The sequence below is a fragment of the Tepidibacter hydrothermalis genome (genome assembly GCF_029542625.1).
Taxonomy (GTDB): Bacteria; Bacillota; Clostridia; order Peptostreptococcales; family Peptostreptococcaceae; genus Tepidibacter_A; species Tepidibacter_A hydrothermalis.
In genome coordinates this window covers 3088161-3114875 of the sequence record NZ_CP120733.1, presented here as the reverse complement: position 1 = coordinate 3114875, position 26715 = coordinate 3088161, and the positions used below count along the sequence as shown (strand labels likewise).

Sequence of the window (26715 nt, the reverse complement as noted above, 5' to 3'; positions counted from 1 at the left end):
CCTATTCATAATCTTTTATTTTTCCGTTTACGATATCTTTGACTCTATCAATATCAGAGTAGTTATTTTCTTCTAGAATCTTAATATATTTATCTCTTTCATTTTCATTCTTTAAATAATGATTTGATATTACAATTGCCTCTATAGCATTTAAATTATTTTTATTTATAGAATAGGCTTCTTTGGCATTTTTAAGAGCTTCGTCATAGTTATGTTCTTTAAGATTTATAAAACTCAAAGAAACATATGCAGGTCCATATTCTTTGTTAAAAATAAATGTTTCTTTTAATACTTCTTTAGCTTTTTCATAATTATCTAAATCTGAATAACACGTTGCTATTGGAATTTTAAAAAAGTAAATCTCTGGGTTGATAGAGTAAGCTGAATTAAAAGCTGATATAGCCTTTTCGTACTCACCGTTTGCATAATAGGCTGTTCCAAGATAATAGTATGCGCCACAACTATTTTCGCTTTTATTAGATTTAGTAAGATTTTCAATAGTACTAATTACTTGACTCATAGACAGGGTTTCATTTCCTATTATTTTTTCTATCTCTTCTGTTATAAAGAAATGTTTTCCGTATAAATCAACTGCAGTTTGTACCTCATTAAAGAGATCCTTATCACTATCGTAATATGTAATTTCAAGAATTTCATCATAAATTTTATCTGATTCGTCTAAATTATCACCTTTAACTGATGCAATAAAAAGTCTACTTTTTAAAAGTTCAGATTTGGGAAATTGATCTAGAGCTTTTTTATATGCATTTTGAGCTGTTACATATTTAAGTTCTTTTTCTGCTTTTAAACCCCTTTCGTAGTTTACAGCTCCAATAAGAGAACTTTTAAAATGCATAAGACTAAATATTACAACAATAAGTACAATTACAGATAAAGCTTTTATCCACATAGGAACTGGATATTTAATATACGCTTCTCTACAGTTTTTACATAGATCTGTAGGATAATCTTTAAGTGCTTCCTCTTCCTCACAGTTACAGCAAATAACTTTTTCTTCTGTCAAAAAAATTCCTCCTTTTTGTAATTTTATATGTCAACCAATCCAAAGTTTACATTAATTGTATTAAATTTACAATGAACCAATGGAACCATTTTATGGTACAAAAGGAAATGAGTTTTATTAATAAATAATTTACAATTTGTTAATAAAAATTTAATAATTTGTTTCTTATTAGTTTAGAATTGTATCTTAGTATATTAAGTATAGAAGTTAAGTTTAAAAATTAATTAAAAAAATACATTGAAATTATGATTAGGGAGGATAACAATGAAGAAAATATCATTAATATTTCTAGTAGGGTGTTTGTTACTGAGTTTATCTGCATGTACAAAAGCAGAGGCTGAAAAAGTTGAGGAAATAGCTAAAAAGGTAGAGGTGGATGTTTTACAACAAAAAACTACTTCTGTTGAACTTGAATATACAGGTATAGTTAAGTCTGATGAAATGAAAGAAATTTCTTTTAAATCATCAGGTAAAATTTCGAATATTTATGTGGAAAAGGGAGATTACATAAAAAAAGGACAGAGGTTAGTTGAGTTAGATAAAGAAGATTTAAATTTACAATTGAGTGCTACAAAATCAAAATTAGATACATCACAATTAGATATTAAAAAAGCTGAGGACTCTTATAATTATAAAAAAGAGTTATTTGAAAAAACTGAAGAAATGTATGAGTATGGAGCTGTATCAAGAGATGATTATGACAAGGTTAAACTAGATTTTGATACATCAAAGACTATCTATAATCAAGCTAAATCAAATTATGAAACTTTAAAAATAGACTATGATAGTAAAGTAAAAATGGTCAACGATGCTACTGTTGTTTCAGATATGAATGGATATGTATTAGATATTAAATATGAAGAAGGAGAAATGGTTTCTCCAGGAACACCAATTGTTACTATAGGAAATGATAAAAAAGTAGTAAAAACAGGTGTTGCTCAAAAAGATTTAGATAAAATTAGTTTAGGAAAAGAAGTAAAAATAGAGTTTAATGATAAAGAAACTAAGGGAAAAGTAACAAATATATCTAAACTTCCGGATAAAACAACTAGAACATATGATGTGGAAATTTCACTTAATGAAACAGATTATTATTTAGAATCTATTGTAAATGTAAAGTTTGGTATTGGGGAAGAAACAGGTATATGGATTCCTATTAATACCATTTTATCTTCAAATATAGATTATGTATATGTTGCTGAAGATGATAGGGCTGTTAAGAGAACTGTAACTATACAAAAAACAAAGGGAAGTCAAGCTAAGGTTAAAGGACTTAAAGCAGGAGAAAAATTAATTGTTAATGGAATGAAGTCTGTTAAAAACGGTGCTTTACTAAATATAAATGATAAAACCTCAGTAAATAATAAATAGAAGAAGGTGATTAAATGAAAAAGGGAATAACTTATGGTGCTATAAAAAATAAGAAAATGACAGTACTTTTAATTGTATTCGCTATGATTTTTGGATTATACAGTTATTATATGTTACCAAGACAAGAATCTCCAGATGTAAGTGCTCCTGCTGCACTTATAACTGCTGTTTATCCTGGGGCATCACCAAAAGATGTGGAAGAGCTTGTAACAAAAAAAATTGAAGATGCAATCGTAGAAGTTGGAGGATATGATTATTCTAGTTCCAAGTCTAAAAATGGGGTATCAGTAGTCACAATGTTTATAAAAAGTGATGTAACTCCAGATGAAGCATGGGATGAGTTAAGAGAAAAATTACAACCTGTACAAGGCGAATTGCCGAGCGAATGTTTGGATATACAAATTAATACAAACCTAACGGATACATCAGGGATGATTATAAGCATGTCGAGCGATAATTATTCTTATGAAGAACTTGCTGATTATGCTCAAATGTTTAAAACTGAATTGAGTAAAATTGATGGAGTATCAAAATTTGAAATAGAGGGAGATTTAGAAAAAGAAATTATAGTTGAAGTTGATGTAGATAAACTTAATTATTATAAGGTTTCTTTAAATGACATTGCAAGTGTTATACAATCCCAAAATATTAATATACCTTCTGGTAGTGTTGATGACGGAAACGCAAAAATATCTGTAAAATCTAATGGAACTTATGGATCAATAGAAGAAATAAAGAATACGGTTATTATGGTTTCACCACAAAACGAAACAGTTTTACGTTTAAAAGATATTGCTAATGTATATTATGAAGTAGATAGTTCATCACCTAGATATAAAGATAATGGAGTAAAAGCTGTATTACTTTCAGGTTATTTTGAAGACAGTCAAAATGTTGTACTAATAGGATCGGAAGTTAAGGAAAAAATAGAAGAATTAAAGAGTGATTTACCAAAGGATATTGCATTCAACCAAGTTATATTTCAACCAGATGATGTTAAAAAATCAATAAATGATTTTATAATAAATCTTATAGAGTCTATATTCTTTGTTATTGCTGTTGTATTTTTCGGTATGGGAGCTAGAAATGCGATTATTGTTTCTACAACTATTCCGTTATCTATATGTATGACATTTGTTATTATGTATGGGCTAGGTATTAAATTAGAGCAGATGTCTATATCGGCGTTGATTATAGCTTTAGGTATGTTAGTTGATAATGCTATTGTTGTCAGTGACTCTATTCAAAGCTATATTGATGAAGATATGAATAAACTAGATGCATGTGTAAAAGGTACAAAGGATGTCGCAATGTCAATGTTGACATCTACATTAACAACTGTATTTGCATTTGCTCCATTATTGTTGATAGGATCATCAATAGGAGAATATGTTTTTGGAGTTCCATCGGTTGTTATTATAGCATTAATATGTTCATATATTTGTGCAATAATTACTACACCAACTTTGGCATATATATTCTTCAAAAAAAGTAAACCGAAAAAGAATAAAGGACCATCTAAAGTACGAAACTTTTTCGATAATTTACAGCAATTAGCTATGAAGAAAAAGTGGGCTATGATAAGTGTCTGTATGATAGCGTTTCTTATAACAGGAGTATTTGTTAAACAATTAGATGTAAGTATGTTTCCAAAGGCAGATAAAAATCTTATGTACATAAATATAAGATCAGAAAATGCATCAGATATTGATATAACTGAAAAACTTACAGATAGTGTTGTAGAAATTATAAAAGATCAACCTGAAGTAGTTAGTTATTCTCAAGCTGTAGGAAGTGGTCTTCCTAAATTCTATATGACAGTTAAAACAGGAGCTTCATCAAATGATTTTGCTCAGGTTCTTATAGAATTTGATTTGGAAAAGGGAGAAAGGTTTAAGAGTAAGGATGAACTACTTAATCATATACAAATGGAGCTTGATAAGAATGTTGTAGGTGGAAGTGCTATTGCTAATTTATTAGATGCTGGTAGTGGTGGTGGAAGCCCAATTCAAATTAGAGTTAGTGCAGAAAAAATGGAAAGATTAGATGAAGTAACTCAGTTAATTGTAAATGAATTAGAAAAAATTGAAGGAACAACTAATGCAGATAGTGATTTTGTAGCTGAAGAATATCAATTTAGTGTAAATGTTGATGAAAATAAATCGAGTATGTATGGAATCTCAAAATATGATGTACAAAAAGAAGTAAGTGCGGCACTAAGGGGTAAAAATTCTTCTACATTTAGAAAAAATGGAAATGAATATGATATTGTAGTTAAAAGTGATATAAAAACAAAAGAAGAATTAGAAAATTTAGCAATAAAGTCGTCTATGACAGGTGAAAAAGTATTATTAAAGAATGTTGCAAGTGTTGACATTGAAAGGCAGTATCCAAGTATTGCAAGATACAATCGTGAAAGAAGTGCAGTTGTTTCTAGTGATCTAATAAGTGGATATGCAGCAGGTGATATTGAAAAGCAACTTAAAGATAAAATCAGAGAACTAGGTCTATCAGATTTGAGTGATGTAACAATTGATTTTGATGGAGAAATGAGTAGTATACAAGATAGTTTTTCAGAACTTGGTATTTTGGCTATATTTTCAATAATATTAATAATAGGGGTACTGGTATATCAGTTTAATTCTTATATGCAACCACTTATTATTATATCTACAGTACCGTTAGCTTTAATAGGAGTTGTTTTCGGTCTATTTGTTTTAAATCAGCCACTGTCATTTACTGCAATGTTAGGAATTGTAAGTTTAATAGGTATAGTTGTTAATAATGCTATAGTATTAATTGACTATATTAATGGAGCGAGGGAAGATGGTGAAAGTATTAATGAAGCATGTAAAAAAGCTGTTGATAGAAGATTTAGTCCAATAATTTTAAGTACAACAACTACTGTAATTGGGCTTGTACCATTGTTAATAGCAGGAGGAGAGATGTTTAGACCAATGGCAACTGCTTTAATAGGTGGATTAATGGTATCTACATTATTAACATTGGTTGTTGTTCCAACTGTGTACAGCATGGTTGAAGGAAGAAAAGAAAAAACACATTAAAATTAAAATCTGTAGTTTAAATTTAAATGTATTTGACGATATATAGTTTGAATTTAATAATATAAAATTTAATAGGGTAGGTTTTGCTTACCCTATTAAATTATTAAAGGTGGGAAATTATGTCTATAAAATCCAAATTAATACTTTCATTTTTTGGAATGATTATTATTCCTCTTATTTTGATTACAACTTTTAATTTTATGTTTGATAAATATTTCTGGGAGGATGATAAAAGTATTGTAAATGCAGCTAATCCATATTATTTAACTAGGAAAGTTTTTGTTAACTATAGTGAAATTTCAAGAAAAGTAAACTTAAATATTATTAATGATACTGATAAAGTTAAAGATATTTCTTTTCTTAAATCATTAGATAATGATTTAGACACAATTTATAGTGGGATTATTTTAAGACAAAATAACGAAATACTATATTCTTCAGAAATCTTAAGAAATGATTTATTTTTTAATGAACTTCCAAAATTTAATTCTGACTATAACATGGATAATTATATTTTTCTAGAGAATGGATATGTTATTTTTTCACAGAATGATTTTTACTTTAATGATGGTTCAAAAGGAAGTGTATTTTATGCTTTTAACCTTAACTTATTAAGAAAAGATATAAAATTGGCGAGAAGATTACTTTCTTCTATAATAATAATTTCAATATTAATAACATCAAATTTTCTAACTTTCGCAATTTATAAAGATATCATAAAAAAACTTAATAAACTAAAATATGCTTCTAATGAAATAAAAAATGGTAATTTAAATTATACAATTGAAAAACATTCAAAAGACGAATTTGGTGATTTAAGTATTAATTTTGAGGAAATGAGAATAAAACTTAAAGAGTCAATAGATATCCAAATGAAGTATGAAGAAAATAGGAAAAATTTAACTTCTAATATATCCCATGATTTAAAAACCCCTATAATGTCTATAAAGGGATATATAGAGGGAATTAAAGATGGAGTTGCAGATTCTCCTGAAAAAATGGATAAATATATAAATACAATTTATAAAAAAGCTACAGATATGGAAGTCTTGATTGATGAATTATTTTTATTTTCAAAATTGGATTTGAAAAAGGTTTCATTTAACTTTCAAAATATAAATATTGTTGATTATTTAAAGTACTGTGTTGAAGATTTAAGTTTTGATTTAGAAAAAAAGAATGCAAACATAAATTTGAATAATGAAAAAGAAGAGATATTTGTAACTGCTGATTTACAAAAACTTAAAAGAGTTATTGTAAATATTGTAGATAATGCAATGAAGTATATGGATAAGCAAAATCCAAAAATTGATATCAATTTAATAGATAATAGAGAATATGTAACAATTGAAGTTAAAGATAATGGGATTGGAATTCCTAAAGAAAGTATACCGTTTATATTTGATAGATTCTATAGAGCCGATGAATCAAGAAATACTTCTATAAGTGGAAGTGGACTAGGGCTTTCTATCTGTAAGCAGATTATAGAATCTCATGGAGGAAATATGTGGGCTGAAAGTGAAATAAATATAGGGACAAGTATATTATTCACATTAAAAAAATATAAAGGGAATGATGATCATGAAAAAAATTCTAATAATTGAAGATGATATAAGTATTGCTGAACTTGAAAAAGATTACTTGGAAATAAATGGTTTCAATGTTGAAATAGAGACTACAGGACTTGCAGGACTAAAAAAAGCTAGTGAGGAAAATTTTGATTTAATAATACTGGATTTAATGCTTCCAGAAATAGATGGATTTTCAATATGTAAAAGTATTAGAAAAATAAAAGAAATACCAATATTGATGGTATCTGCAAAAGGTGAATCTGTTGATAAAATAAGAGGACTTGGACTTGGAGCAGATGATTATATAACAAAGCCGTTTAGTCCAAATGAATTAGTGGCAAGAGTAAAATCACATTTAAATAGATATAAGAGGCTTACTGAAAAAGTAAGTACTCCAAAAGAAGTAATAGAAATTAATGGTCTTAGTATAGATAATTATTCAAGACGTGTTTATTTAAATGAAAAAGAAATAGTATTAGCTTCTAAAGAGTATGATGTACTAAATCTATTAGCAAGAAATCCTAACAGAGTATTTAGCAAAGAAGAAATATTTGAAAGAGTATGGGGTTTTGACTCCTTAGGAGAGATATCAACAATAACGGTTCATATAAGAAGAATACGTGAGAAAATAGAAAAGGATACTTCAAATCTACAGTACATAGAGACTATTTGGGGTATAGGCTATAGATTTAAAGCATAATAATGAGGAGGAACCTATATGAAAAAAATAATTACTGGGATATTATTAGTAATCTTTACATTTATAAGTTCGATAAATGCATATGCAGATGAAAAGTCTGTTGAAGATAAAATAAACATTTCGATTGAGGAAGCTATAGAAGAGGCAATAAAAAATTCAACGGAGCTTAAAAGTAGTGATCTAGATATTGAAATAAAAGAAATAGAACTTGATGAGGCTAAACATACAGAGAAAAAATATGATAATAGTGATATTTCACTTGGAACAGTAGAAGGATTTCAATTAGATGCAAATATGATGTCTAAAAAAGCTGAGTATGCTCTTGAAGAAGAAAAAATAAAAAAGGATTATAAAAAGGAAGATATAAAACATAATGTAACTCAAGCTTACTATGGCTCTCTTAATGCTAGAGATTATATGAATGTTGCAAAGGATAATTTAGAAAATGTTCAAAGAAATAGAGATATTGTAAATAAAAAATATGAACTTGGAGTTGCTTCAAAATCAGATTTAATAATGGCGGATATATCTTTAAATGAGGCAAAAGCAAGTTTTGAAAAATCTAAAACTGATTTAGAAAAAGCATATAGATCATTGAATATGATTTTGAATTATCCACTCGATACAAAAATTGAACTTACATCCAGCTTTAAACAAGAAGTATTTGATGAAAACTTGGATGAAGATTTAGAAAAAGCTTATGAAAGTAGATTTGATATAATTCAAATGAATCATAATTATGAACTTGTCAAACTTGATTTTGAGACAAATTCAATAATGTATCCATCTAATACATATAAATACAAAACTAAAGAAAGAAATTTAGCAAAAATCGAAAGTGGTTTAGCAGATGTTAAAAACATGGTTGAATTTGATATCAGAGGAAAATATGATGATGTAATAAATGCTCAAAATCAGATAGAGCTTGCTAAAGCAAATGTAGAAAAAACAAAAGAGGTATTAAGACTTAAGGAATTTGCATATAATGTAGAGCTTGGAACACTTCTTGAAGTTGATAATGCTTTAAATCAATTATATAATTCAAAAATAGCTCTTTCAAATGCAATATCAAGCTACAATTTGGCAGTGATTGATTATGATAAGGCTGTGAGCATAGGAACTGTAAAATAATAAAAAAGAGCAGTTAAAAATAACGAGGGGTGCTTGTTAAGCTACCCTTCGTTATTTTTATATACTAAGTATTATAAATTTTTTTAACTAATTATTGATAAACTCTTCTATCTCAGCTTGTTTAAAAATAAAATGCTCTCCCTTATTGATCATTATACAAGGAAGGCCGATGCTGCCTGATTTTTTGATTTCATCAAACTCAGGTCTGATGTCTCTATATTTCAGAAATCTTTTTAGATTTAACATACTATCTGAAATATCCAGATATAAAAATTCAATATTATTTTCTGAAAGAAACTCTTTCACTGGGGCACAATCTGGTCAATGTTTGCTACCGAAAACTGTAAATTTATTCATTCTTATTCCTCGCCTTCTCAATTCTTACTTATTTATAATTATTGACCATTTAAACAAAATTTTATGCATTACCTAGGATAGTGATTATTTTACTATACTACATTTCAACTATTTTAAGAAACAGAGAATGTAGGAGTCATTGGTGGCATGAAGTGAATTTTACATTTGACATACTAATACTCTATGTGTTATTATTGTTAAAACAAAATAATATAAAAAAATCGACATACGCATGTCGACCTTTAAGTTGGTACGAGAGACCAGGAAGGGAGGAATTATGATGGGAGCCATCAGTGCGTGTTTTTATTATACAAAAAAACATGAAAATAATAATAACTGTAAAAATTTGAAAGAATTATTGAACGTATTATTCTCAATAATAGTTTTTACATTCCCTAAAATATGTAAGCAACAAACGGTTGTACCAAAGGTTGAGTTTTGATTTTTGGTAGGCTTGTTTGTTGCTTTTTTAATATCTAAAAAAGGGGAGTGGATTAAATGAAACTATTGATTAAAAATGCAAGGGTTATAAATCCTAAGACGAACTTTGATAAAGTTACAGATGTTCTTATTGAAAATAGTATAGTAAAAAAAATACACGAAAATATAGAAGAAAAAGTTGATAGAGAAATAGATGCGAGTGGATACATAGTATCTCCTGGGTTTGTAGATGTACATGTTCACCTTAGAGAACCTGGATTTGAATATAAGGAAGATATAGAAACAGGTGCTTTAAGTGCTGCAAGAGGAGGATTTACTACTATATGCGCTATGCCAAATACTGATCCAGTTATAGATTGTGAAGAGGTAGTTAGATATATAAAAGATAAGGCTAAAAAAGCTGTTGTGAATGTTGAGGTTATAGGAAGCATAACTAAAGGACAAAATGGAAAAAAGTTGAGCGATATAGAAAGTATGAAAAGATTGGGAATAATTGCTATAAGCGAAGATGGAAAGACTGTTGAAGATGAAAAGTTGCTTTTTAGAGGAATGGAATTAGCTAAAAAATATGATATTCCTGTACTTTCTCACTGTGAGGATAAGAGTCTTGCAGGAGACGGGGTTATGAATGAGAGTACAAGATCTAAGACATTAAATCTTAAAGGAATATCTAGTGAATCTGAAGAGGTTATAGTTAAAAGAGATATAGAAATTGCAAAAGAAGCAGGAGCTAAAATTCATATATGCCATATAAGTACTAAGGGAAGTGTTGAATTAGTAAGAAAAGCTAAAAAAGATAATATAGATGTAACTTGTGAAGTTTGTCCTCATCACTTCTCACTTGCAGATGAAAGCGTTGAAGTAGATAATGCAAATATGAAGATGAGTCCACCTTTAAGATCTAAAGAAGATGTTGAGGAAATAAAAAGAGGTTTAAAAGATGGAACTATAGATATTATAGCTACAGATCATGCACCTCACCATAAAAGTGAAAAAGATTGTGGATTTGAAAAAGCTGCAAATGGGATAGTAGGACTTGAAACAGCACTATCACTTGGAATAACTAACTTAGTAAAAGAAGATGTACTAAGTATAAATGAGCTTATAAATAAGATGAGTTTGAATCCTTCAAATCTTATAAATATAGATAGAGGAAGTATAGAAGAGGGAAAAATTGCTGATATAACTATCTTTGATGAAAAAGAGATTTATAGAATAGATTCTAGTAAATTTAGATCAAAGTCAAAAAATACTCCGTTTGACAAAATGAAAGTTTTCGGAAAAGTAAAGTACACGATAGTAAACGGAGAAGTTGTATATGAGGGGGATGAAGATTAGATGATAGATAAGTTGATAGAGAGAATAAAAGAGCTAAATAATCCAACTGTTGTAGGGCTTGATCCTAGAGAAGAAATTATACCAGAATTTATAAGAAAAGAGTCTTATAGAAAGTATGGAAGAACATTAAAGGGACTTGCAAATGCTTACTTTAAATTTAACAAAATGATAATAGATGAAATATATGATCTAGTTCCAGCTGTAAAACCTCAAATATCTATGTATGAAGAACTAGGACCTGATGGAATAGATTGTTTTATAAAAACTATAAAATATGCAAAAGAAAAAAATCTTATAGTAATAAGTGATATAAAAAGAGGCGATATAGCATCAACTGCAAAGAGCTACTCAAGAGGACATATAGGAAGAGTAAGTGTTGGTGGAAATGAGCATAAAGTGTTTGATGCAGACTTTGTAACTATAAATGGATACATGGGATATGATGCGATAAGCCCTTATATTGAGAACTGTAAAGAGCTAGATAAAGGAATGTTTGTATTAGTAAAAACATCAAACCCTAATAGTGGAGATATACAAGATTTAAAAACTGAAGAGGGAAGATATGTATATGAACACATGGGAGAGCTTGTATCAAAATGGGGAGAAGAACTGATAGGAAAGTATGGATTCAGTAAAATAGGAGCAGTAGTAGGAGCAACTTATAAAGAGCAGGGAAAAATACTTAGAGAGCAAAATCCAAATACATTCTTTTTAGTACCAGGATATGGAGCACAAGGTGCAACGGCTGAGGATTTAAAAGGATGCTTTAATGAAGATGGATTAGGAGCTTTGATAAATTCATCAAGAGGAATAATAGCAGCTTATAAAAAAGATGAGTATAAAGATAGATATAGCGAAGAAGAGTTTCACAAGGCTGCAAGAGAAGCGGTAATTAGAATGAGACAAGACTTACTTAGAGTACTTTAATCGGGAGGGGAAAATATGAAAGGTTATTTAATTTTAGAAAACAATGTTGTACTTGAAGGAAAGTTATTTGGATATACACAAGAAACTGTAGGAGAGGTAGTATTTAATACTGGAATGACTGGATACCAAGAGGTTCTAACTGATCCATCTTATTACGGACAGATAGTAACAATGACGTATCCTTTAATTGGAAACTACGGAATAAATATAGATGATTATGAGTCAAAATCACCAAAGGTTAGAGGGTTTGTTGTTAGAGAAAAATGTGATATGCCATCAAATTTTAGATGTGAATTCAATTTAGATGATTATCTTAAGCAAAATAAGATTGTTGCGATAGAAGGAATAGATACTAGATATTTAACTAAAATGATTAGAAATCAAGGGACTTTAAGAGGTATTATAACTAATAGAAAATTAAATGAAGAGCAGTTACAAAATACTATAAATTCATTTTCTAATGTTGATGCAGTTGAGAAAGTAACTACTAAAGAAGTAGTTAATCATTGTGACGGTGAGGGGCTTAATATAGCAGCTATAGACTTTGGAATAAAGGCTAATATAATAAGATCTTTCAAAAAAAGAGGTTGTAATATAACAGTATATCCTGCTTTTGTAGGAGCTAAAGAAATACTTGATAAGAATTATGATGGAGTATTTTTATCTAACGGCCCTGGAGATCCAAAGGATTTGGTAAGTGTTATAGAAGAGATAAAGAAGATGATGGGAAAAATACCTATAACGGGAATATGTCTTGGACATCAACTCTTGGCATTGGCACTTGAAGGAGATACTGAAAAACTTAAGTTTGGACATAGAGGATGTAACCACCCTGTAAAAGATTTACAAACAGGAAAAGTAATTATAACATCACAAAACCACGGATATGTTGTAAGAGAAGAGACTTTACCTGAAAATGTAAAAATAACTCATGTAAATATGAATGACAATACTGTTGAGGGAATGAGAATTGATGATATGAACATTTACAGCATACAGTTCCATCCTGAAGCTTGCCCAGGACCATATGATGCAGCACCAATATTTGATGAATTTATAGATGTTTATATGAAAGCTAAAACTGAATCGGTTTAATATGAATTTAGATTTAAGAAAAGACATTCTAATTTTAAGTAGTTATTATGGGGAGGTAAAATTATGCCAAGAAGAGATGATATTAAAAAAGTATTAGTTATAGGATCAGGACCAATAGTAATAGGTCAAGCAGCGGAGTTTGATTATTCAGGAACACAGGCTTGTCAAACATTAAGAGAAGAGGGAATAGAGACAGTACTTATAAATTCTAACCCTGCAACTATAATGACAGATAAAGAAATAGCGGATAAAGTTTATATAGAGCCACTTACTTTAGAATTTGTAGAAAAAGTTATAATAAAGGAAAAACCAGATAGTTTAATAGCAGGTATGGGAGGTCAAACAGGACTTAACTTAGCGGTTGAACTTCATGATAGTGGAATTTTAAAAAAGCATAATATAAAGGTTATAGGAACTTCTATAAAATCAATTAAAGATGGAGAAGACAGAGAATCATTCAAAAAAATAATGGAAGATATAAACCAGCCACTAGTTCAAAGTGAGATAGTGACAACTATGGAGGACGGAATAAAGTTTGCATCAAAAATTGGATATCCAGTGGTTGTAAGACCTGCATATACATTAGGTGGTGCAGGTGGTGGAATAGCTGAAAATAAAGAAGAATTGGAAGAGATTCTTGCAAGTGGACTTCAGCTAAGCCGTGTAGGACAGGTACTTTTAGAGAAAAGCATAAAAGGTTGGAAAGAGATAGAGTATGAGGTAATGAGAGATAGCAAGGGAAATTGTATAACAGTATGTAATATGGAAAATATAGACCCTGTTGGAGTACATACAGGAGATTCAATAGTTGTAGCACCATCTCAAACTCTTACAGATGTTGAGTATCAGATGCTTAGAAAGGCATCTATAGACATAATAAATACTATAGGAATAGAGGGCGGATGTAACGTTCAGTTAGCACTTAATCCAGATAGCTTTGATTATATAGTAATAGAGATAAATCCAAGAGTTAGCCGTTCATCAGCTCTAGCTTCAAAAGCTACAGGTTATCCGATAGCAAAGGTTGCAACTAAAATAGCTATAGGATACACACTTGATGAGATAGAAAATGCTGTAACTAAAAAAACTAAGGCGTGTTTTGAGCCAACACTTGATTATTGTGTAGTAAAAATTCCTAAATGGCCATTTGATAAATTTAGAAGAGCTAAGAGAACTCTTGGAACAAAGATGATGGCAACAGGAGAAGTAATGGCAATTGGAAACAATTTTGAATCGGCATTTTTAAAGGCTATAAGATCTCTTGAGATAGGTCAATACAGCTTAGAACACAAGGCATCTTCTGATAGAAGTATTGAAGAATTAAAAAGAAGAGTTCAAATACCTGATGATGAAAGAATATTTGACTTAGCTGAAATGATAAGAAGAAATTATAAGTTAGATATGATATGTAAGATAACTGGAATGGATAAATTCTTTGTAAATAAGATAAATAATATAGTTGATGAGGAAGAAAAACTAAAGAAATCAAATCTAGAGGATATAACTAAGGATTGGATGAGAGAACTTAAAATGAAAGGTTTCTCTGATAAAGCAATAGCTGATTTTACAAACTCATCACCTAAGGATGTATGCAATCTTAGAAAATTATATAAAATAGAAGCTGTGTATAAGATGGTTGATACTTGTGCAGGAGAGTTTGACGCTGTATCTCCATATTATTACTCAACTTATGATGAGCATGATGAGGTTGAAGTATCAGATAAGAAGAAAGTAATAGTTATAGGGTCAGGACCTATAAGAATAGGACAGGGGATAGAGTTTGACTACTGTTCAGTTCACTCAATACTAGCTCTTAAAAAGCAGAATATAGAAACTATAATAGTTAACAATAATCCAGAGACAGTTAGTACAGATTTTGATACAGCTGATAAATTATACTTTGAACCACTTACAGAGGAAGATGTACTAAATATTATACAAAAAGAAAAACCTTACGGAGTAATACTTCAATTCGGAGGGCAAACAGCTATAAAGCTTGCTAAGTTCCTAGATGATATGAATGTAAATGTACTTGGAACTAAGCCTGAGCAAATAGATGAGGCAGAGGATAGAGAAAAATTTGATGAAATAATGGAAAAACTTCAAATAAATAGACCAAAGGGAAAGGCTGTATGGTCTGTAGATGAGGGGATAAAAGAGGCTTCAAATCTAGGATATCCATTGTTAGTTAGACCATCTTATGTACTAGGCGGACAAGGTATGGAGATAACTCACAATGAGAAAGAGCTAAAGGGATATCTTGAAAATTCATTTGATAGAGATCCTAAAAATCCAGTATTAATAGATATGTATTTGACTGGAAAAGAGATAGAAGTAGATGCAATATGTGACGGAAAGGATATATTAATACCTGGAATAATGGAACATCTTGAAAGAGCTGGAGTTCACTCAGGGGACTCAATATCTATATATCCAAGTCAAAATATAAGTGATGATATTAAAAAACAAATATCTGTAAAGACAAGAGAAATAGCAAAAGAACTTAAGATAATTGGAATGATAAACATACAATATATAGAGTTCAAAGGGGAATTATATATCATAGAGGTAAATCCAAGATCATCAAGAACGGTACCTTATATTAGTAAAGTTGCAGGAGTTCCTATGATAGAACTTGCAACTAGAGCTATGCTTGGAGAAAAAATTCAAGATATGGGATTTGGAACAGGGATTTATAAGGAATCTAAAAAAATATCTGTAAAGGTTCCGGTATTCTCAACTCAAAAACTTCCAGAGGTTGAAGTAAGTCTTGGACCTGAAATGAGATCAACTGGAGAAGTATTGGGAATAGGGGAAACCTTTGTAGAAGCTTTATACAAGGGACTTATAGCGGCTGGAATAAATATACCAAACCAAAAATCTACAATACTTGCAACTATAAAACCGAGTGATAAAAAAGAGTTTGTAGATATAGCTAAGCGTTTTGATAATAAGGGATGTAAATTTATAGCAACTAGCAGAACAGCTGATGAGCTTGAAAAAAATTCAATAAATGTTGAAAGAGCTAAGAAGATAGGAGAGGGAGAACCTAATATCTTAGATGTTATTAGAAGTGGAAAAGTGGATATGTTGATAAATACTCCAACTAAAGCAAATGATTCAACTCGTGATGGATTTAGAATGAGAAGAGCTGCTATAGAGACTACAGTTCCAGTGTTTACATCACTTGATACTGTAAAAGGGATACTAGATATAATGGAATCTGATATAAAAGCAGAGAATATGAGTGTGTATAATATGGGAATAGAGTAGGAGGTATTGTATGTGCGTAACTAAGAAAAAGGTGATAGCTAAGATATTAAAAAATGAAATTTTAGTGGATAATGTGTATAAGATGGTAGTTAAATCAGAAGAGTTAATATTCGATTTTAAGCCAGGCCAGTTTGTGAATCTATATAGCAAAGATAAATCTATGTTACTTCCAAGACCTATAAGTGTATGTGAGATAGATGAAGAAAATAAAGAAATAACACTAGTATTTATGGTAGTAGGAAAAGGTACTGAAGAGTTCTCTAGACTTAGAGAAAATGATGAGGTTTACTTGATGGCATTTTTAGGAAATGGATTCGATCTAGAGTGTGAAGGTGAAAATATAATAGTTGGAGGAGGAGTTGGAACTCCTCCTCTCCTAGAACTTGCTAAGAGATTAAAAGGAAATAATAAGATATTTTTAGGATTTAGAAAAGATGTTTATTTAATAGATGAGTTTAAAAAGTACGGAGAAGTTTACGTAGCAACTGAAGACGGGGAACATGGAGAAAAAGGAAATGTTATAGATTTAATGAATAAGTATGTAGAAAAAGCAGATAGAATATATTCTTGTGGACCTAAAGGGATGTTAAAGGCTGTAAAAGAGTATGCAGCTAATAATAAAATAGAGGCATATCTATCTCTTGAAGAGAGAATGGGATGTGGATTTGGAGCATGTGTCGGATGCGCTGTTAAGATAAAGGAAGATAATGATAAAGGATATAAGAATAAAAAGGTTTGTGTAGATGGACCTGTATTTAAAGCTTGTGAGGTGATGTTTGATGAGTAATCTAGGATTTAATATAGCTGGTGTAGAATTTAAAAATCCAGTTATGACAGCATCAGGAACTTTTGGTTCGGTTGGAAAAGAATTTGAACAATTCATAGATTTAAGTTCACTTGGAGCAATTGTTGTAAAGGGCATTAGTTTAGATCCTTGGGATGGGAACAACTCACCTCGTATAGCTGAGACTTATGGAGGAATGATAAACAGTGTAGGTCTTCAAAATGATGGGGTAGATAATTTTATAAAAAATGATATGAAATTTCTACAAAAACATGATACTAATATTATAGTTAATATTGCAGGTAAGACTGTTGATGAATATAAGGAAGTAGCTAGAAGATTAAATGATACAGATATAGATATGATAGAGCTCAATATAAGCTGTCCTAATGTTAAAGAGGGTGGGGTAGCATTTGGAACTAATGCTTTAATGGCAGAGAGCATAACTAAAGAGGTCAAAAGTGTAACAAACAAGCCTTTAATAGTTAAACTATCTCCTAATGTAACTGATATAACTGAGATTGCAAGAGCAGTTGAAAATGGTGGAGCTGATTGTATATCCATGATAAACACTTTAATAGGCATGAAGATAGATATACACAGAAGAAAGCCAGTTCTTTTTAATAAAATAGGTGGACTGTCAGGTCCTGCTATAAAGCCTGTCGCAATTAGAATGGTTCATCAAGTTTCTAAAACTGTTAAAATTCCTATAATAGGAATGGGTGGAATAATGAATGGCGAGGATGCTATAGAGTTTATAATGGCAGGAGCTACAGGAGTTGCAGTAGGTACTGCAAATCTTATAAATCCAACAGCTACAATGGATGTTTTAGACGGAATTAAGAAGTATATGAACGACTATAATATAACTGATTTATCGAGTATAAGAGGAATAATAGACTAAGAGAAGGTGGTAGATATTATGAAAAAGTATAAACAAGAATTTATAGAGTTTATGGTTGAGTGTAATGTTTTGACTTTTGGAGATTTTGTTACTAAAAGTGGAAGAAAGACGCCTTTTTTCGTGAATACTGGAAATTATCAAACTGGAGAACAGCTTAGTAAATTAGGTGACTTTTATGCACAAGCTATAAAAGAAAACTTTGATGAGGATATAGATGTATTATTTGGACCAGCATATAAGGGAATACCTCTTTGTGTTACAACTTCAATATCATTAAGTTCAAAATACGATATGAATGTTAGATATTGCTCAAATAGAAAAGAGATAAAAGACCATGGCGATAAAGGAATTCTTCTTGGAACAAAGTTAAAAGACAAGGATAAGATTCTGATAATAGAAGATGTTACAACTGCTGGAACAAGTATAAGAGAGACTATGCCAATCCTTAAAAATGATAAGGATGTAGATGTTGTAGGACTTATTATATCTGTTAATAGAATGGAAAGAGGAACAGGTGAAAAATCAGCGCTTGAAGATATAAAGGATACTTACAATATGAATACGTGTGCAATAGTTGACATGAATGAAGTTGTAGAATATCTGCATAATAAAGAAATTAATGGGCAAGTTATTATAGACGATGATATGAAGACAAGAATTGAAGATTATTATAAGATCTATGGAGTTAAATAAAATTCGTCTAGTCGCTACGCACTGACTCATATCGCCAACGATCCCTATGGGTTCCGTTGCTCAAAAATAGTTGTAAGTATAGCTATTTCATCAATATTATCCAGAACTTAAGAATAATATAATTTCCTTAAGTATAAAAAATAAACTTTATGATAAAATTTATTTTTTATGTTGACATACTAAATCAAACAGAATATAATCTAATCTAACAAAAGAGAATACGCAAATCCTAAGAAGTGGAGAGTAGGTATAATGATTGTTTCAGCGAGCTGAAGTAGGTGTGAGTTCAGCAACATAGTTATATTGAACAAGAGCCATGGAGGAGATCTTCTGAAATAGCAGTATGAAGATACGGACCTATCGTTAAAGGATAATGAGTGGATATGAAACTATATCAACAAGAGTGGTAGCACGGGAATTATACTCTCGTCTCTTAATTAAGAGACGAGAGTTTTTTAATTTTAAAAGAATTATATAATTCCAAAGTAGCAGCCAGTTTTGATCAACGAAGTTCGTGAGGACCCGTTGGATATATGAGCTCATGCGTTAGCATGAAGCGAATTTTCGTATCAACAAGAGTGGTAACACGGGAACTATATCTCGTCTCTTATTTTTAAGAGACGAGATTTTTTAATATAAAAAATAAAAAAGCGCGCGCGAATTAAAATATGTCTAGCTAGATACCAAATTAAAATAATAAATTAAAAATTTTGAGGAGGAATCTATTATGAAAGAAAATATGAAGGAAAAAGTTGTTTTAGCATACTCAGGAGGTTTAGATACTTCTATAATAATACCATGGCTGAAGGAAAACTATAATGCAGAGATAGTAGCAGTTTGCGTTGATGTAGGTCAAGATGAGGATATGAGTGAAGTTGAGGTAAAGGCTATAAAATCAGGGGCAGCAAAAGCATATATTGAGGACTGTAAAGAAGAATTTGTATCTGAGTATATATACAAGGGAATAAAGGCTGGAGCTATATATGAAAATAAGTATCTTTTAGGAACGAGCTTTGCAAGACCTCTTATGGCTAAGAAGTTGGTTGAGGTTGCTCATAAAGAGGGTGCTAAGTATATTTGCCATGGCTGTACAGGAAAAGGAAATGACCAAGTAAGATTTGAGGTTGGAATTGCTGCAATTGATCCTAGTATTAAGATAATAGCGCCATGGAGAATGTGGGATATAAAATCAAGAGAAGATGCTATAGATTATGCAAAATCAAAGGGTGTAGAAGTTGCAGCAACAAAAGAAAAAATATACTCAAGAGATCAAAATATATTCCATATAAGTCATGAGGGTGGAGAACTTGAAAATCCAGAGAATGAGCATAACCCTGATGATATATATATGATGACAACTCCTCTTGATAAGGTTAAAGATAAAGCAAGTTATGTTGAAATATACTTTGAACAAGGAATACCTAAGAAGATAAATGATGAAGAAATGTCTCCTGTTGAAATAATATCTTATTTAAATAAAATAGGTGGAGAAAATGGAATAGGAGTTATAGATTTACTAGAAAATAGATTAGTTGGTATGAAATCAAGAGGAGTATATGAAACACCAGGTGGAACAATATTATTTAATGCACACAAAGAACTTGAATATTTAACACTTGATAGAGATACACTACAATACAAGCAGATTATAGCTCATAAATATTCACAGCTTGTATATGATGGACTTTGGTTCTCTACATTAAAAGAAAGCTTAGATGCATTCGTAGATACAACACAAAAGACTGTTACAGGAAGTGTGAAATTAAAGCTTTATAAAGGAAATATTATGATAGCTGGTATGAAATCACCTTTTGCATTATATGATGAGTCAATATCATCATTCGGAGATAGTGATATGTACGATCATAAGGATGCAGAAGGATTTATAAATCTATTCAGCTTACCATTTAAAATAAAGTCAAATATGAAGGCTAAAAGTGAGGTAGGTGCAATCTAGATGAAGCTTTGGGGTGGCCGTTTTAAAACCGAAGAGAGTAAACTAATGGAAGATTTCAATTCTTCATTAAAATTCGATAAAGTAATGTATTTTGAAGATATACAGGGAAGTATAGCACATGTTAAGATGCTTTATAAATCTAATATATTGACAAAAGATGAATCAGATACATTGATTAAAGGATTGAATGAAATATTACAAGAAATTGAATTTGGAAAACTAAAGATACAAGGAGATTATGAGGATATACACAGTTTTGTAGAGATAAATCTTGTAAAAAAAGTAGGAGATGTAGGAAAAAAGCTCCATACAGCTAGAAGTAGAAATGATCAAGTTGCTGTAGATATGAGAATGTATACAAAAAGAAATGCTTTAGAAATAGTAGATAGTATACAACATCTTCAAGATGTTATAAAAGATAAGGCGGATAAAAACAATTATATAATGCCGGGATATACTCATCTTCAGAGAGCTCAAATAGTAACATTTAAATATCACTTAATGGCATATTATAATATGTTTGAAAGAGATAAAAAAAGAATGTTAAACTCTTTAAGCTTAATGAATGAGAGTCCACTTGGATGTTGTGCACTTGCTGGAACAACTTATGATATAGATAGAGAATATACATGCGATTTACTTGACTTTGATAAACCTATTGATAATTATTTGGATGGGGTAAGTGATAGGGATTATATAATAGAGATTATATCTAATATGAGTATAGCAATGATGCACCTTAGTAGACTTAGTGAAGAAATAATACTATTTAGCTCTAAGGAATTTGAATTTATCAAAATAAGTGATGCGTATTCAACTGGAAGCAGTATAATGCCTCAAAAGAAAAATCCAGATGCAGCAGAACTTATAAGAGGAAAAACTGGTAGAGTATATGGAAGCTTAATGTCTATACTTACAACTATGAAGGGCTTACCACTTGCATACAATAAGGATATGCAGGAAGATAAGGAAGTGTTTTTTGATTCGATAAAAACAACTCTTAGTTGCTTGAATGTTATGTCTAATATGATAGATACTGTTACAGTCAATAAAGAAAATATGATGAAAGCTGTAAAACATGGATTTTTAAATGCAACAGAAGTTGCTGATTATCTAGTAAATCATGGCATGGCTTTTAGAGATTCTCATAAAGTAGTTGGAGAAATAGTTTTATATTGCGAAGAAAAATCAATAGCTATAGAGGATATGAGTATTGATGAATTTAAGAAGTTTAGTGACTTGTTTGATGAATCTATATATGAATTTATAGACTATGATAATATACTTAAAAAAGGAATTAAAAAGGAAATTGCAGAATAGAAAATTATAAATATTTAATAGTAGTTAATCAAAAACGAAGCTTATTTAATAAGCTTCGTTTTTTAGTTTTTAGGAAAAAATCATACTCTTAAATAATTTATGTATATAATTTTCGTTATAAATTTCAAAAAAAATATATCAAAAACTACAGAAAAACGGTAAGGTTTTAACAAAATTAATCATGATTAATTGATTTTGATTGTCAATGAGTAAAAATAGTAATGAAAACGTTTTCGATAAACGATATGTTATAAATATAGAATTTATATTAAATAAAAGCTGTTAAATAATAAAAATTTGAACAATTTAACATAGGAATAAGTGTATATAAATACCTAAAAATCAATATATTCTGTATTTTAGGAAAATTCTAACAAATTTTACATTTTAATCTTTTTGATTAAAATACAATTCTATTAATAATTATCAATTTGAGATATAAAAAAATATTGTGAAAGCATAAGGTGATTTTTAACAATATTTGTATAACGTATACATGCATATTATTTTGTTAAAAAAATATTTTTAATGTTTTAAAATTTCTGAAAATACCCTTGTATTCTACATTTTTTTCTAATATACTCAATGAAGTGGTATTATCTGGGGAGCAATTATACTTATAATAAAGTTTTATTTATTTGACTTATACTTTACTTAATTAATTATATTATAAAATGAATTAATTAAATAAAGTATAAATCTATAAAAATTAAATAAATAAAGAAAAAATATAAAAATAAAAGTAGCTATGATATTGCTAAAGGGATTTGGCGATAAGAAGATTTTGAAAAGATATGGAGTTGAATCTTTAAAACTAATTTGAAGATTTAATAAAATTATAGGTTTTAGAAATTAAAAGCAGAAGGGAGGAGCTGGCAACTAGGCGGACTTATCAAATTATTTTTAAAAATACCAAAATATTTTATTCGGGAGGACAATTATGGAAACATTTTCAAATTTCGTTACTACCCTAGGTAATTTTGCATGGGGACCTTTTATGATTGTTATGCTTGTTGGAACAAGTTTATTTCTAAGTATTGGAACAAAATTCTTACAATTTAGAAAAATGCCCTTAGCTTTTAAACTACTATTATCTAATCGTGAATCTAATGAAGAGGGGGATATGTCGCCATTTGCAGCTCTTATGACATCACTTGCTGCAACTATTGGTACTGGAAATATTGCTGGAGTTGCAACAGCAATTGTTGCTGGTGGACCTGGTGCAATTTTTTGGATGTGGGTTGTGGCATTAGTAGGTGGTGCAAGTAAATATGTTGAAGCGGTTCTAGCTGTTGAATTTAGAGAAATAAATGAAAAAGGAGAGAGATCTGGTGGCCCAATGTACTATATCAGAAATGGTATGGGGAAAAAATGGGCATGGTTAGGTTGGCTATATGCATTCTTTGGTGTTATGGCATGCTTTGGTCCTGGAAACTTAGTTCAAGCAAATGCGGTTGCTAGTGTTATGAATACCTCTTTTGGTGTTCCTCATTTAATAACTGGTATTGTTGTTGCTATTGCAACTGCTATTGTTCTAATAGGTGGGGTAAAATCTATCGGTAAAGTTTCAGATAAAGTTGTTCCACTTATGGCAGGAGTTTATATTGTTGGAGCACTAGCAATTCTTGTTTTACATGTAGATAAAATTCCTGCAGCTTTCGGTATGATATTTTCTAATGCATTTACTGGTCATGCAGTACAAGGTGGTCTTTTAGGAACAGTTATTCGTTTTGGTGTAGCTCGTGGAGTATTTTCAAATGAAGCAGGACTTGGTACTGCGGCTATTGCCCATGGTGCTGCTGCTACAAAAGATCCTGTGAAGCAAGGTATTATAGGTTCTTTAGGGTCTTTTATTGATACATTAATGGTTTGTTCTATGACGGCTCTTGTAATATTAGTTTCTCCTGCAATAAATATTGGACAAGATGGTATCTTACAACTTTTGGCTTCAGATGGTGCGATGTATCCTGTTACTATGAAGGCAGAACTTGCATCTCAAGGTATTAATCTAATTAGTGGTGCTGCTCTTACTTCTAAGGCATTTAATATGGGACTACCTGGACCTGGAGATCTTATCATTGTTGTTGGTCTTATATTCTTCTCTTATTCAACAATCCTTGGATGGTACTACTATGGTTCAAAATGTCTTGAGTATATTGCAGGAGTGAAAGCTGTTGAAGTATACAAGTGGCTTTGGATTGGAATGTGTGTTGTTGGTGCTGTAGTAAAGCTTGATATTGTATGGGGTTTATCTGATGCATTTAATGGATTGATGATACTTCCTAACCTTATAGGTATGCTAGCTCTTAGCCCATTGGTATTTAAGATGACAAAAGACTATGAATCAAATGAATCAACTGAATCAAATAAATTAAAAAGAAATGTGTAGAAATAGCTTCTGATTAAAATAAATTCATAAAAAAATATAAAAATATATTTAGAAAACGTTTTCTAAAAATAAAAAAGCATTAAGGGAATTTTTAAAATTCCCTTAATGCTTTTTTTATTTACAGGAATATATTAAGTGATGTTAGGTAAAATAGTGTTTTTTAACATTTAACAATTGCAAGTGATAATTAAGTTCTTGGTTTATCTTTATTATTCGCCTTAACTATCTTAAGGGTTAGTGAATATAATAAAATAACAACAAAAAACTATTATCAGATATATTCATAGAATCATGTAATCTCAATACTTTAAATAATTTTGAGGTGGTGTTATATATGGGTAATCAAATTTGGGACTGGATAAACAATTATAATGGCGAATTAAACGAGTCTATTTTTAGAACTAATAAGAATATACCAATACAGTGTGATGATTTTACGGGTTATTTCACTAATGTAATAGCTATATCTGCTGGGAACCGTCATAGTTTAGCCCTTAAGGCTGATGGAACGGTTTGGGCTTGGGGAAGTAACTCTAATGGGCAATTAGGTGATGATACTTTTGGGATTAATAAGAATATGCCAATACAAGTTAGAGATTATAATGACCCTACTGGATTTTTAACTAATATAATAGCTGTTTTTGCTAGTTGGAGACATAGCTTAGCACTTAAGAATGATGGAACAGTTTGGACCTGGGGTAATAACTACGATGGTCAATTAGGGGATGGCACTTCTGGAAGTAATAAGAATATACCAGTACAGGTTAAGGATGTGACTGACCCTACTGGATTTTTAACTAATGTTATATCAATTTCAGCGGGTTGGTTTCATAGTTTAGCCCTTAAGGCTGATGGAACAGTTAGGGCTTGGGGTAATAATTCTAAAGGTCAATTAGGCAATGGGAGTTTTGGAACTAATGAGAAGATACCAGTTAAGGTTAAAGATAATACTGACTCTACTGGTTTTCTAGCTAATGTTATAGATATATTTGCTAGTTGGAGTCATAGTTTAGCGCTTAGAGCTGATGGAACGGTTTGGGCTTGGGGAAATAATTATGATGGTCAATTAGGGGATGGTACTTCTGGAAGTAATAAGAATATACCAGTACAGGTTAAGGATTCTACTAATTTTATCAGCAATATTAGAACTATATCAGCTGGTTGGTTTCATAGTTTAGCTCTTAAGACTGATGGGACAGTTTGGGCTTGGGGTGGAAACTCTAGTGGTCAATTGGGTGATGGTACTTTTACAAGTAATAGTAATATACCGGTACAGGTTAAGGACACTACTAATCCTACTTGCTTTTTAACTAATGTAGTAGCTATATCAGCTGGTTGGAGTCATAGTTTAGCCCTTAAGACTGATGGAACAGTTTGGGGGTGGAGCAGAAATATTGAGGGACAATTAGGAGATGGGAGTTCTGGAAATAATAAGAATATACCAGTACAGGTTAAGAATTATAATAATTCTTCAGATTTTCTAACTAATGTAGCAGCTATATCAGCTGGTTGGAGTCATAGCTTAGCACTTAGGACTGATGGAACAGTTTGGGCTTGGGGGAATAACTATAATGGACAATTAGGTGATGGAACTTTTGAAACTAATAAGAACATACCAGTACAGGTTAGGGTATATTAACTGATGGTGAATGCCATTTTAGATATTGATATTCTAGCAACGCCAAGTATAATACTTGGCATTGTTAGAATTTTTATTTTAGATAATTATTCACTAGCACCACCTTTAATAATATACGGGTCTGACTCAATACCAGAACCACCTTTAAAAATTGTAGATGATAAATTTATATATAAAGCTGGACGAACTCCACCATAACCACCAAAATTTGCAAACCTTTCTAATATAGAACCATTATCAGCAATAACACGTATACCATCAGCACGCAAAGCAGAAGGAGTACGCAACCAACTATACCAGTTATTATTATAATTTAATTTTGCATTTTTTTCTGATGAATGAGAGACAGCTTGTTTTGTTGGCTTTCCTATATAATATTCTCTTCCTAATATTTTTTGATTTTCCCATATATAATCATGCAATTCTTTTACAGACAATAAAAATACTTTATCTTCTATATTTTCATAATATGCACTGTCATAATTTTCAACTACGTCATATATACGAACATTTGGAGTATGAGATTCTTCTCCTCCAGTTTTTTTGTCTTTATCTATATCATTCAACAGAACTTTGTGATTGACTGCTTTTATAATATTTCTTTCACTTTCTGTAAAGTTATTATATGCTAAAAAGCCTTTTTCATCTTCATAGGGAGAATAACCTTGAAGCATATTTTCTTTTGAGGGAGGATTTTGTATCCATTTTATTGTACCTGCTTTTTCATTGCTATTTA

Annotated in this window: 19 protein-coding genes, 1 pseudogene and 1 other annotated feature; of the genes and pseudogenes, 17 read left to right on the top strand and 3 right to left on the bottom strand. The window is 30.4% G+C overall.

The genetic code is table 11. The annotated features are described in order from the left end of the window. Nucleotide 1 precedes the first annotated feature (1 nt). Entirely contained in the window at nt 2-1024 is a 1023-nt protein-coding gene (locus tag P4S50_RS14670; RefSeq protein ID WP_277731548.1) for a tetratricopeptide repeat protein, read from the bottom strand. A 264-nt stretch (nt 1025-1288) separates the two neighbouring features. On the opposite strand from P4S50_RS14670, the gene P4S50_RS14665 reads away from it, so the two are divergent. The 5 genes from P4S50_RS14665 (at nt 1289) to P4S50_RS14645 (ending at nt 8862) form a co-directional block, all read left to right on the top strand. Next, nucleotides 1289-2395 carry an efflux RND transporter periplasmic adaptor subunit gene (locus P4S50_RS14665; protein WP_277731547.1) on the top strand — a complete coding sequence of 369 codons (1107 nt, stop codon included), beginning with the start codon at nt 1289-1291 and terminating at the stop codon, nt 2393-2395. A 14-nt stretch (nt 2396-2409) separates the two neighbouring features. Beyond that, nucleotides 2410-5460, top strand: coding sequence for an efflux RND transporter permease subunit (locus P4S50_RS14660; RefSeq protein ID WP_277731546.1), 3051 nt, complete (start codon nt 2410-2412; stop codon nt 5458-5460). Between the two features lie 119 nt (nt 5461-5579). After that, the gene (locus P4S50_RS14655; RefSeq protein ID WP_277731545.1) at nt 5580-7064 is read left to right on the top strand and encodes a sensor histidine kinase; all 1485 of its coding nucleotides are present in this window, start codon (nt 5580-5582) and stop codon (nt 7062-7064) included. After that, a complete protein-coding gene (locus P4S50_RS14650) occupies nt 7042-7731 on the top strand; it encodes a response regulator transcription factor (RefSeq protein ID WP_277731544.1) in 690 nt (229 codons plus the stop codon). Before P4S50_RS14655 ends, P4S50_RS14650 begins: the two co-directional genes overlap by 23 nt. Nucleotides 7732-7749: 18 nt before the next feature. Next, complete coding sequence (locus P4S50_RS14645) at nt 7750-8862, top strand: TolC family protein (RefSeq protein WP_277731543.1); 1113 nt, start codon at nt 7750-7752, stop codon at nt 8860-8862. A gap of 87 nt (nt 8863-8949) precedes the next feature. Here P4S50_RS14645 and P4S50_RS14640 read toward each other — a convergent pair whose 3' ends face one another. Continuing rightward, entirely contained in the window at nt 8950-9168 is a 219-nt protein-coding gene (locus tag P4S50_RS14640; RefSeq protein WP_277731542.1) for a hypothetical protein, read from the bottom strand. Between the two features lie 331 nt (nt 9169-9499). Between P4S50_RS14640 and P4S50_RS14635 the strand changes: the two genes are divergently transcribed. The 12 genes from P4S50_RS14635 (at nt 9500) to P4S50_RS14580 (ending at nt 25979) form a co-directional block, all read left to right on the top strand. Further along, nucleotides 9500-9661 (top strand): hypothetical protein, encoded by a 162-nt coding sequence (locus P4S50_RS14635; RefSeq protein WP_277731541.1) that lies wholly within the window; start codon nt 9500-9502, stop codon nt 9659-9661. Nucleotides 9662-9717: 56 nt separating this feature from the next. Further along, nucleotides 9718-10998, top strand: coding sequence for a dihydroorotase (locus tag P4S50_RS14630; RefSeq protein ID WP_277731540.1), 1281 nt, complete (start codon nt 9718-9720; stop codon nt 10996-10998). Continuing rightward, nucleotides 10999-11925: an orotidine-5'-phosphate decarboxylase gene (pyrF, locus tag P4S50_RS14625; RefSeq protein WP_277731539.1), complete on the top strand. Its 927-nt coding sequence runs from the start codon at nt 10999-11001 to the stop codon at nt 11923-11925. A 15-nt stretch (nt 11926-11940) separates the two neighbouring features. Further along, a complete protein-coding gene (gene carA, locus P4S50_RS14620) occupies nt 11941-13020 on the top strand; it encodes a glutamine-hydrolyzing carbamoyl-phosphate synthase small subunit (RefSeq protein ID WP_277731538.1) in 1080 nt (359 codons plus the stop codon). Between the two features lie 63 nt (nt 13021-13083). After that, the gene (gene carB, locus P4S50_RS14615) at nt 13084-16293 is read left to right on the top strand and encodes a carbamoyl-phosphate synthase large subunit (protein WP_277731537.1); all 3210 of its coding nucleotides are present in this window, start codon (nt 13084-13086) and stop codon (nt 16291-16293) included. Nucleotides 16294-16303: 10 nt separating this feature from the next. Continuing rightward, the gene (locus P4S50_RS14610; RefSeq protein ID WP_277731536.1) at nt 16304-17080 is read left to right on the top strand and encodes a dihydroorotate dehydrogenase electron transfer subunit; all 777 of its coding nucleotides are present in this window, start codon (nt 16304-16306) and stop codon (nt 17078-17080) included. Continuing rightward, on the top strand, nt 17073-17981 hold the full coding sequence (locus P4S50_RS14605) for a dihydroorotate dehydrogenase (RefSeq protein WP_277731535.1): 909 nt from the start codon (nt 17073-17075) through the stop codon (nt 17979-17981). Before P4S50_RS14610 ends, P4S50_RS14605 begins: the two co-directional genes overlap by 8 nt. A gap of 18 nt (nt 17982-17999) precedes the next feature. Further along, nucleotides 18000-18674, top strand: coding sequence for an orotate phosphoribosyltransferase (gene pyrE, locus P4S50_RS14600; protein ID WP_277731534.1), 675 nt, complete (start codon nt 18000-18002; stop codon nt 18672-18674). A gap of 222 nt (nt 18675-18896) precedes the next feature. Next, nucleotides 18897-19111: a binding site (T-box leader), on the top strand. Nucleotides 19112-19413: 302 nt separating this feature from the next. After that, nucleotides 19414-20631, top strand: coding sequence for an argininosuccinate synthase (locus P4S50_RS14595; RefSeq protein ID WP_277734755.1), 1218 nt, complete (start codon nt 19414-19416; stop codon nt 20629-20631). After that, on the top strand, nt 20632-21951 hold the full coding sequence (argH, locus tag P4S50_RS14590) for an argininosuccinate lyase (protein ID WP_277731533.1): 1320 nt from the start codon (nt 20632-20634) through the stop codon (nt 21949-21951). Between the two features lie 940 nt (nt 21952-22891). Continuing rightward, nucleotides 22892-24340 carry an alanine/glycine:cation symporter family protein gene (locus P4S50_RS14585; protein WP_277731532.1) on the top strand — a complete coding sequence of 483 codons (1449 nt, stop codon included), beginning with the start codon at nt 22892-22894 and terminating at the stop codon, nt 24338-24340. A gap of 334 nt (nt 24341-24674) precedes the next feature. Further along, nucleotides 24675-25979, top strand: coding sequence for an RCC1 domain-containing protein (locus P4S50_RS14580; protein ID WP_277731531.1), 1305 nt, complete (start codon nt 24675-24677; stop codon nt 25977-25979). Between the two features lie 86 nt (nt 25980-26065). Here P4S50_RS14580 and P4S50_RS14575 read toward each other — a convergent pair. Then, nucleotides 26066-26710 (bottom strand): annotated as a pseudogene (locus tag P4S50_RS14575) (DUF6273 domain-containing protein); the annotation flags it as partial. Between the last annotated feature and the right edge of the window lie 5 nt (nt 26711-26715).